Genomic DNA, 9158 nt, shown 5'->3' on the forward strand with positions numbered 1-9158 from the left:
ACCGTACGCCGCCGCCCCGCCCCGGCGCCCGTAAGGCGACGGGAGGGCCCCGCCGCCGTCTCAGAGCGCGGCGAGCCCTTCCCGTGCCGCCGCGAGGTCCGCGTCCGACGCCAGCCCCGCGTGGTAGAGCCGGATCTCCGTGGCGCCCAGTTCGCGCGCGCGGGCCGCGTCCACGGCCAGGGTCCCCGGGCTGCCGCCCATCCCGGTGACCACGCCGAGGTTGGCGGCGACGACGGTGCCCGCGCGGCCCCGGCCGGCGAACGGCGCGAGCAGGGCGGGGCCGCCGGCGCAGGGCACGACCACGCCGTCCGCGACGGACAGGACGTGCTCGGGGTCGACCCCGGCGTTCGCGCCGCAGTGATGGCTCACCGGGTCCGCGTGCAGCAGCACCTGGAAGCCGTCGGGGGCCTGGCGCCGGACGGCGGCGACGGCCGCCTCCTGGAGGGTGCGGGCGGTCTCGTCGCGCCACGCGCGCGTGGCCGCCGCCGTGCCGGGGCCGAGCAGCCTCTCCACACCGGCCCAGTCCCCGTGCTCGCGCGCTCCCCGCCACAGCGGTTCGAGGGCGGCGCGTACGGCGGCGGCCAGTTCCCCGGGGTCCAGGCCCCGGGCGCCGTAGCCGTCCCGGCACGCGGGGCAGAAGCACAGGGACATCAGGTACTGCCCGGCGTCCCCGAGCGGCACCCCGGCCGTCTTGTCGTGGGCGTGCAGGTGCGCGAGGCCGTACCACCCGAGGGACTCCAGCTCCGTTCCGCGCGCCCCCGGCCGCACCGCGGCCTCCGCCGCGAGGTCGACGAGGTACGCGCGCGTGGCGGGCTGTGCGATGCAGGGCGCCCAGGGATAGCGGTCGCCGTAGGCGTTGACGACGGAGGTGTCCGGATGCTCGGCGCCCAGGCGGGAGTTGTGCGCGAGGACCACCCAGGTGTGGACCTCCAGTCCGGCGCCCGCGAGCGCGGCGGCGGCCTCGCCGAAGGCGTCGCCGGGAGCCCAGTCGCCCGCCGGACGGGGCCGCGGCACCCGTCCCCGCCAGCGCTGGTCCGGGGGGTAGAGCACGGCGGCGTACTCGGCGGTGACGACGCGGTGGCGCGGATGGCGGGGGGTGAGCGCGCGGGTCGAGTGGTACGCCGAGGCGAGCGTGACCTGGGGGACGCCGAGCCCGGCGATGCGGCCGGGGGCGCCCGGGTCCCCGTTGACGTCCCAGGGGTAGACGAACGCGGACGCCTTCACCGGGCCGCCTCCGGCTCCAGCAGCGCGAGGCCGCGTTCGACGACGCGGGCGAGCCGCTTGACATGGTCCTCGCCCGGTTCGTGCAGCGGCGGGCGGACCTCGCCCACCTCCAGGCCGCGCAGCCGTACGCCGGCCTTGACCAGGGCGACGGCGTATCCCCGCCCCTGGGCCCGCAGTTCGACGAAGGGGCGGTAGAAGCCGTCCAGGAGCCGGGCCACCAGTGCCTCGTCGCCGCCCTCCAGCGCCCGGTAGAAGGCCAGGGCGATCTCGGGGGCGAAGCAGAAGACGGCCGAGGAGTAGAGGGTGACGCCGAGCGCGCGGTAGGCGACCTGGGTCTGCTCGGCGGTCGGCAGTCCGTTGAAGTAGAGGAAGTCGCCCGGGACTTCGCTGCGCACGGCGCTGATGACGCGCTGCATGAGGTCGAGGTCGCCGAGGCCGTCCTTGAGGCCGATGACGCCTTCGGTGCGGGCGAGTCCGACGACGGTGTCGGGGGTGAACACGGCGTTGTCGCGCTGGTAGACGATGACGGGGAGGGCGCTCGCCGACGCGATCTCGCGGTAGTGCCGCAGCAGTCCCTCCTGGGAGGCGGCGACGAGGTACGGCGGCATGGCGAGCAGTCCGTCCGCACCGGCGTCCTCGGCCAGGCGCGCGTAGCGCACGGCGAGCGCGGTGCCGTAGCCGGTGCCGGCGACGACCGGTACCCGGCCCCGCGCCGCCTCGGCCGCGGCGCGCACGCAGGCCGCGAACTCCTCGGGCGTGAGGGCGTGGAACTCGCCGGTGCCGCAGCAGGCGAACACCGCGGCGGCCCCGGCCTCGACGCCGCGGCGGACATGGGCGCGGTAGGTGTCGAGGTCGACCGAGCCGTCGGGGCCGTAGGCGGTGACGGGGAAGAACAGCGGCCCGCCGGGGATGCTCAGGCGTGCGGCGAGGGGGGCTGGCGTCACGGACTCTCCCTAGAACAGGCGCTCACGCAGGAACAGACGCTCACGTTTCTGATCCATGTCCATATTCTTGAACACGGCCACCCTATGGAGCCCCGTCGAGGCCGGTCAAGCGCCCGACCCGGCAACTCGGCCGCGGATTCCCGGAGCGTGCGGGACACTTGACGTGATCGGCGGACGCTCCTTAGCGTGTCCAAGAATATGAATACCGTCCACGCATGCGGTCATTGAACGACCGGATCGCCCGCGCGGCCCGCCCCCGGCCGACCCGTCCAGCCAAGGAGTCCCGAGGATGCCCGCACCCCGCACCGTTCTGCTCACCGGCGCCGCCGGCGGACTCGGCACCCTGATGCGGGACCTGCTCCCGGCCCACGGCCACACCCTGCGCCTGCTGGACCTGCGCCCCGTCGAGGGCGAGCCGGACGCGATCGTCGCGGACCTCGCCGACCGGGAGGCGCTGCGCGAGGCGGTGCGGGGCGTCGACGCGATCATCCATCTCGCCGGCATCTCCCTGGAAGCCCCGTTCGAGAAGATCCTGCGGGCGAACATCGAGGGCACGTACCACCTGTACGAGGCGGCCCGCGAGGAGGGCGTCGGGCGGATCGTCCTCGCCTCCTCCAACCACGCGGTCGGCTTCACCCCCCGCCCCCGCGGCGACGACCCGCTGATCCCGCTCGACACCCCCCGCCGCCCGGACACCTTCTACGGCCTGTCCAAGTCCTTCTGCGAGGACCTCGCCCAGTTCTACTGGGACAAGCACGGCCTGGAGACGGTGTCCGTGCGCATCGGCTCGTGCTTCCCCGAGCCGACCAGCGTGCGCATGCTCTCGGTGTGGATGAGCCCCGCCGACGGCGCCCGCCTCTTCCACGCGGCCCTGACCGCCGAGGACGTCGGGCACACCGTCGTCTACGGCTCCTCCGCCAACACCCGCCTGTGGTGGGACCTCACGAGCGCCCGCGCGCTGGGCTACGCGCCGCAGGACGACTCCGAGCCGTACGCCGCGAAGCTCATCGCCGAACAGGGCGAACTCGACCCGGAGAACGTCGCGCACGCCCACCTCGGCGGCCACTTCGTCAACGACCCGCCGATCTGGCCGTACTGACCGGATCCTGACGGCGGCAGAGGCGGGCGGGCACCGAACGGGCCCGCCCGCCGTCGTATTCGGGCGCGGCGCCCGCCCGATCCCACCCGCCCCACCGAAACCACGCAGGTCCGAGACGGGCACGGCATCCGTCGAACGGGCGCAGACGGGCAGCATCGGGCCCGCAACAGAGCTGGTCACTGCCGCGCCCCCGCTGTAGAACTTCCCCCATGGGTCCCACCGGGCCCGAACGGGCAGCACGGCGGAAGGCGGGTGTCTCGGTGAGCACGCGAACGGCGGAGGAGCGTCAGCGCGAGATCGTGCTGACCGCACGGCGCGAGGGCTCCGTCGACGTCAACGCGCTCGCCGACGAACTGGGCGTGGCCAAGGAGACCGTACGGCGCGATCTGCGGGTCCTGGAGGACCACGGGCTGCTGCGCCGCACCCATGGCGGCGCCTACCCCGTGGAGAGCGCCGGCTTCGAGACGACGCTCGCCTTCCGCGCCACCAGCCACGTCCCCGAGAAGCGCCGGATCGCGGCGGCCGCCGCCGATCTGCTCGGAGACGCCGAGACGGTCTTCGTCGACGAGGGCTTCACCCCGCAGCTCATCGCCGAGGCACTGCCCACCGACCGGCAGCTGACCGTCGTCACCGCCTCCCTCCCGGTCGCGGGCACGCTCGCCGGGACCGAGCACGCCTCCGTGCTGCTGCTCGGCGGCCGGGTCCGCTCCGGCACCCTCGCCACCGTGGACCACTGGACGACTCAGATGCTGGCCGGGTTCGTCATCGACCTGGCGTTCATCGGCGCCAACGGCATCTCCCGCGAACAGGGCCTGACCACCCCCGACCCGGCCGTCAGCGAGGTCAAGGCGCAGGCCGTCCGGGCCTCGCGCCGCATCGTGTTCGCGGGCGTCCACACCAAGTTCGGCGCGGTCAGCTTCTGCCGGTTCACCGACATCGGCGCACTGGAGACGATCGTGACGAGCACCCTGCTGCCCTCCGCCGAGGCCCACCGCTACTCGCTGATGGGGCCGCAGGTCATCCGCGTCTGACCGCGCACCGACACTCCCCGCGGGCAGGCACACCCACATCTGCCCCATATCTCCCCCTGTTTCACGTACCTCACCATAAGTTCCCTCACGTCCAGGAGCGATCCATGCGAACCCAGAGCCGACGGCGGCCACCGCGAGCCATGCTCGCCATGGCCGCCGCAGGGACGCTGCTCGCCCCGCTGCTCTCCGGCTGCTGGGTCGGAGCGGGCGGGGCCGGCTCCGGGGGCGACGCCATCAACGTCCTGATGGTCAACAACCCCCAGATGACCGAACTCCAGAAGCTGGCGCCCCGTTTCACCGAAGAGACCGGCATCAAGGTCAACTTCACCGTCCTGCCCGAGAACGACGTCCGCGACAAGATCAGCCAGGACTTCGCCAACCAGGCCGGTCAGTACGACGTGGCGACGCTCTCCAACTACGAGATACCGATCTACGCCCGCAACGGCTGGCTCAGGGAGATGAACTCCTATGTCGCCAAGGACCCCGGCTACGACGAGCGGGACGTCCTCAAGCCGATGCGCCAGTCCCTCACCGGCGACGACGGCAAGCTCTACGGCCAGCCCTTCTACGGCGAGTCGTCCTTCCTCATGTACCGCAAGGACGTGTTCGAGAAGCAGGGCCTGACGATGCCCGCGCGCCCCACCTGGCGGCAGGTGGCGGACCTCGCGGCGAAGACGGACGGCGCCCAGCCGGGCATGAAGGGCATCTGCCTGCGCGGACTGCCCGGCTGGGGCGAGGTGATGGCACCGCTGACCACCGTCGTGAACACCTTCGGCGGCACCTGGTTCGACAAGGACTGGACGGCCCGCCTGAACTCCCCCGAGTGGAAGCGGGCGACGACGTTCTACGTCGACCTGGTGCGCAAGTACGGTCAGTCGGGAGCCGCCCAGTCCGGCTTCGCCGAGTGCCTGAACAACATGACCCAGGGCAAGGTCGCCATGTGGTACGACGCCACCTCCGCGGCCGGCTCCCTGGAGGCGGCCAAGAGCCCGGTCAAGGGCAGGATGGGCTACGCGCCCGCCCCGGTCGACAAGACCGAGTCCGCCGGCTGGCTCTACACCTGGGCCTGGGGCATCCAGCAGGCGTCCCGCAACCCCGACAAGGCGTGGCGGTTCGTCTCCTGGGCGTCCGGCAAGCGGTACGAGCAGCTGGTCGGCGACGAGTTCGGCTGGTCCAACGTGCCGGCCGGCAAGCGCGCCTCGACCTACGACAACCCCGCGTACCGCGCGGAGGCGGCCGCCTTCCAGGAGATGACGAAGGAGGCCATCGAGGGCGCCCGGCCGAACGACCCCGGTGTCCAGCCCCGCCCGGCGCCCGGCATCCAGTTCGTCGGCATCCCCGAGTTCACCGACCTCGGCACCAAGGTCTCCCAGGAGATCAGCGCGGCCATCGCCGGACGCCAGTCCGTCGACGCGGCCCTGAAGAAGTCCCAGCAGCTCGCCGAGAAGATCTCCGAGGAGTACGAGGGGCGATGACAGCGACCACCACGGCCCCCGTGGCCACGACCCCCGCGAACGGCACCCGTCCGCCCTCCGCCCGGCTGCGCGCCTGGGCGACCCGGGCCCCGCTGCTCCCGGCCCTGATCTTCATGATCGCGGTGACCCAGCTGCCCTTCGTGGCCACGCTGGTGATCTCCTTCTTCGACTGGAACTCCCTCTATCCGGATGCCCGTTCGTTCGCCTGGTTCGCCAACTACCAGGAGGTCCTGACCGACGCGGACCTGCGCCGGTCGGTGTGGACGACCGTGCTGCTGACGGTCGCGGTGGTGCTGACCAGCCTGGTCCTCGGCCTCGCGCTCGCCCTGCTGCTCGACCGGAAGTTCAAGGGCCGCGGCGTGGTCCGCACCCTGCTGATCGCCCCCTTCCTGGTGGTGCCGGTGGCCGCCGCGCTGCTCTGGAAGCATGTGCTCTACAACCCTGAATACGGTCTGCTCAATGGGTTGTTGAGCTATGTGGGCGGCCCACAGCCAGACTGGATCTCCAACACCCCGCTGCTCGCGGTCGAGGCGGCCCTCGTCTGGCAGTGGACGCCGTTCATGATGCTGATCCTGCTGGCGGGCCTGCAGAGCCGCGACCACGAGCAGATCGAGGCCGCCCGGGTGGACGGCGCGAGCGACTGGCAGATCTTCCGCCATCTCACCCTGCCCCACCTGCGCCGCTACCTCGAACTGGGCGCCCTGCTCGGCTCGATCTACATCGTGCAGAACTTCGACGCGGTCTTCACGATCACATCCGGGGGCCTCGGCACCGCCAACCTCCCCTACACCGTCTACCAGACCTTCTACCAGGCCCACGAGAACGGCCTCGCCTCGGCCGCGGGCGTCCTCGTGGTCATCGGCTCCATCATCATCGCGACCTTCGCCCTGCGCGTCGTGTCGTCCCTGTTCCGCGAGGAGGTGTCGCGCGCATGAGTGCCGTGGCCGTAGGACCGCGCAACCGCCGCAAGGGAATGGGCCTCGGCCTGGTGGCCTGGCTGCTCGGCATCGTGTTCTTCCTGCCCATCGCCTGGATGGCGCTGACGTCCTTCCACTCCGAACAGGACGCGGCGACCAACCCGCCCTCCTTCGCCGCGTCGCTGACGCTGGACGGCTACCGCGAGTTCTTCGGCGCGGGCGGCGGGGCGAGCCCCTGGCCGGCGCTGATCAACTCCACCGTGGCGTCGGTCGCCTCGACCCTGTTCGTGCTGGTTCTCGCCCTCCCGGCGGCCTACGCCCTGTCGATCAGGCCGGTGAAGAAGTGGACCGACGTCCTGTTCTTCTTCCTGTCGACGAAGATGCTGCCGGTCGTGGCGGGCCTGCTGCCGCTGTACCTGTTCGCGAAGAACGCGGGCATGCTCGACAACATCTGGCTCCTGGTCATCCTCTACACGTCGATGAACCTGCCGATCGCGGTGTGGATGATGCACTCCTTCCTCGCCGAGATCCCGGTCGCGATCATCGAGGCGGCCCGGGTGGACGGCGCGAAGCTGCCGACCGTGCTCACCCGCGTGGTCGCCCCGATCGCCCTGCCCGGCATCGCCGCCACCGCCCTGATCTGCTTCATCTTCAGCTGGAACGAACTGCTGTTCGCCCGGGTCCTGACGGGCGTCGTCGCCGAGACCGCGCCCGTCTTCCTGACCGGCTTCATCACCAGCCAGGGCCTGTTCCTGGCGAAGGTGAGTGCCGCGTCGCTCGTCATCTCCCTGCCGGTGCTCGCCGCGGGGTTCGCCGCCCAGGACAAGCTGGTCCAGGGCCTGTCGTTGGGAGCCGTGAAATGAAGGCCGCCGTCATCGAGTCCGTGGGCAAGGCCGTCGTCGCCGAGGTCCCCGACCCGACGCCGGGCCCGCGCGAGGTCGTCGTCGAGGTCGCCGCCTGCGGCCTGTGCGGCACCGACCTGCACATCCTCCAGGGCGAGTTCGCCCCCAAGCTGCCGATCGTGCCGGGCCACGAGTTCGCGGGCGAGGTCGTCGGGGTCGGCACCCAGGTCACCGAGGTCGCGGTGGGCGACCGCGTCGCCGTCGACCCCTCCCTGTACTGCTACGAGTGCCGCTACTGCCGCAACGGCCACAACAACCTCTGTGAGCGCTGGGCCGCGATCGGGGTGACCACGGCCGGCGGCGCGGCCCAGTTCGCGGTGGCGCCGGTGGCGAACTGCGTGAAGCTCCCCGAGCACGTGCGCACCCAGGACGCGGCCCTCGTGGAACCGCTGTCCTGCGCGGTGCGCGGCTACGACGTGCTCCGCTCCCGCCTCGGCGCCCATGTGCTGATCTACGGCTCGGGCACCATGGGCCTGATGATGCTGGAGCTGGCCAAGCGGACCGGCGCGGCGAGCGTGGACGTCGTGGACCTCAACCCGCAGCGCCTGGAGACCGCCCGCGGCCTCGGTGTCTCGGCGTCGGCGGCGAACCCCGACGAGCTGGACCGCCCGCAGGGCTGGGACCTCGTGATCGACGCGACCGGCAACGCGGCGGCGATCCAGGACGGCCTGGACCGGGTGGCGAAGGCGGGCACCTTCCTGCAGTTCGGGGTGGCGGACTACGCGACCCGGGTGTCGATCGACCCGTACCGCATCTACAACCAGGAGATCACCATCACGGGCTCCATGGCCGTCCTGCACAGCTTCGAGCGGGCGGCCGAGCTCTTCGCGAACGGCGTCCTGGACCCGGACGTGTTCATCAGCGACCGCATCCCGCTGGAGCGCTACCCGCAGGCCCTGGAGCAGTTCGCGGCGGGCGTGGGCCGCAAGATCGTGGTCGTGCCGTAGCGCGCGGGGCGGGGGCGCGTCACCCGTTCGCCAGGTAAGGGAACGGTAAAGCGCCCCCGCTCGTTCACGGGTCATGACAGCTATGACCCCCGGCTCGAACATCCCTCTCCCGGCCGCCCGCGTGACGGTGGACGTCGCCGCTCCGGTGCGGCTCGACGTTTCGGGCCTGCTGCTCACCGCCGACGGCAAGGTGCGCTCGGACGCCGACTTCATCTTCTACAACCAGCCGTCCGGCCCGGGGGTGACCTACCGCTCCGGCGGCGGCACCGCCCCCGACGCGATCACGGTCGACACGGCGGCCGTGCCCCCGGGCATCGAGAAGATCGTCGTCACGGCCAGCCCGGACGCGGCGGGCCAGACCTTCCAGGGCGTCGAGCCGACGGCCACCCTGCGCAACGCCGACGACAACAGCGTCCTGGCCAGCTTCACGCCCCCGCAGCTCGGCACCGAGACCGCGCTCGTGATCGTCGAGATCTACCTGCGCAACGGCGCCTGGAAGGCCCGCGCGGTCGGCCAGGGCTACGCCGACGGCCTGGCCGGCATCGCCACCGACTTCGGTGTGACGGTCGAGGAGCCCGCGCCGGCGCCGGCCGCCCCTCCGCGGCCCGCCGCGCAGCCG

At 72.1% G+C, this 9158-nt stretch carries 9 protein-coding genes; 7 read left to right on the forward strand and 2 right to left on the reverse strand.

Features of this window, described 5'->3' with window-relative positions:
* Positions 1–60: 60 nt before the first annotated feature.
* The gene (locus SZN_RS32610) at positions 61–1224 is read right to left on the reverse strand and encodes a hypothetical protein (protein ID WP_007503492.1); all 1164 of its coding nucleotides are present in this window, start codon (positions 1222–1224) and stop codon (positions 61–63) included.
* Positions 1221–2168, reverse strand: coding sequence for a 5-dehydro-4-deoxyglucarate dehydratase (locus SZN_RS32615; protein ID WP_007503494.1), 948 nt, complete (start codon positions 2166–2168; stop codon positions 1221–1223). The genes SZN_RS32610 and SZN_RS32615 overlap by 4 nt, the downstream gene beginning before the upstream one ends.
* A 289-nt stretch (positions 2169–2457) precedes the next feature.
* Here SZN_RS32615 and SZN_RS32620 point away from each other — a divergent pair, with 289 nt between their 5' ends.
* The 7 genes from SZN_RS32620 to SZN_RS32650 all read left to right on the forward strand — a co-directional run.
* Positions 2458–3267, forward strand: coding sequence for an NAD-dependent epimerase/dehydratase family protein (locus SZN_RS32620; RefSeq protein ID WP_007503496.1), 810 nt, complete (start codon positions 2458–2460; stop codon positions 3265–3267).
* 209 nt (positions 3268–3476) lie between these two features.
* On the forward strand, positions 3477–4298 hold the full coding sequence (locus tag SZN_RS32625) for a DeoR/GlpR family DNA-binding transcription regulator (protein WP_007503498.1): 822 nt from the start codon (positions 3477–3479) through the stop codon (positions 4296–4298).
* Between the two features lie 104 nt (positions 4299–4402).
* The gene (locus tag SZN_RS32630) at positions 4403–5773 is read left to right on the forward strand and encodes an ABC transporter substrate-binding protein (protein ID WP_043734275.1); all 1371 of its coding nucleotides are present in this window, start codon (positions 4403–4405) and stop codon (positions 5771–5773) included.
* The gene (locus tag SZN_RS32635; protein WP_007503503.1) at positions 5770–6708 is read left to right on the forward strand and encodes a carbohydrate ABC transporter permease; all 939 of its coding nucleotides are present in this window, start codon (positions 5770–5772) and stop codon (positions 6706–6708) included. Before SZN_RS32630 ends, SZN_RS32635 begins: the two co-directional genes overlap by 4 nt.
* Positions 6705–7553: a carbohydrate ABC transporter permease gene (locus tag SZN_RS32640; protein WP_007503505.1), complete on the forward strand. Its 849-nt coding sequence runs from the start codon at positions 6705–6707 to the stop codon at positions 7551–7553. The genes SZN_RS32635 and SZN_RS32640 overlap by 4 nt, the downstream gene beginning before the upstream one ends.
* Positions 7550–8539: a zinc-dependent alcohol dehydrogenase family protein gene (locus SZN_RS32645; protein ID WP_007503507.1), complete on the forward strand. Its 990-nt coding sequence runs from the start codon at positions 7550–7552 to the stop codon at positions 8537–8539. The genes SZN_RS32640 and SZN_RS32645 overlap by 4 nt, the downstream gene beginning before the upstream one ends.
* A gap of 82 nt (positions 8540–8621) precedes the next feature.
* Positions 8622–9158: TerD family protein (locus SZN_RS32650; RefSeq protein ID WP_007503509.1), on the forward strand; the 537-nt coding region annotated here is incomplete at its 3' end.

The sequence above is a fragment of the Streptomyces zinciresistens K42 genome (assembly GCF_000225525.1).
GTDB lineage: Bacteria > Actinomycetota > Actinomycetes > Streptomycetales > Streptomycetaceae > Streptomyces > Streptomyces zinciresistens.

Coding starts and splice junctions, on each gene's coding strand:
- SZN_RS32620 (WP_007503496.1), top strand. CDS start 2,458: ATGCCCGCACCCCGCACCGTTCTGCTCACCGGCGCCGCCGGCGGACTC.
- SZN_RS32625 (WP_007503498.1), top strand. CDS start 3,477: ATGGGTCCCACCGGGCCCGAACGGGCAGCACGGCGGAAGGCGGGTGTC.
- SZN_RS32630 (WP_043734275.1), top strand. CDS start 4,403: ATGCGAACCCAGAGCCGACGGCGGCCACCGCGAGCCATGCTCGCCATG.
- SZN_RS32635 (WP_007503503.1), top strand. CDS start 5,770: ATGACAGCGACCACCACGGCCCCCGTGGCCACGACCCCCGCGAACGGC.
- SZN_RS32640 (WP_007503505.1), top strand. CDS start 6,705: ATGAGTGCCGTGGCCGTAGGACCGCGCAACCGCCGCAAGGGAATGGGC.
- SZN_RS32645 (WP_007503507.1), top strand. CDS start 7,550: ATGAAGGCCGCCGTCATCGAGTCCGTGGGCAAGGCCGTCGTCGCCGAG.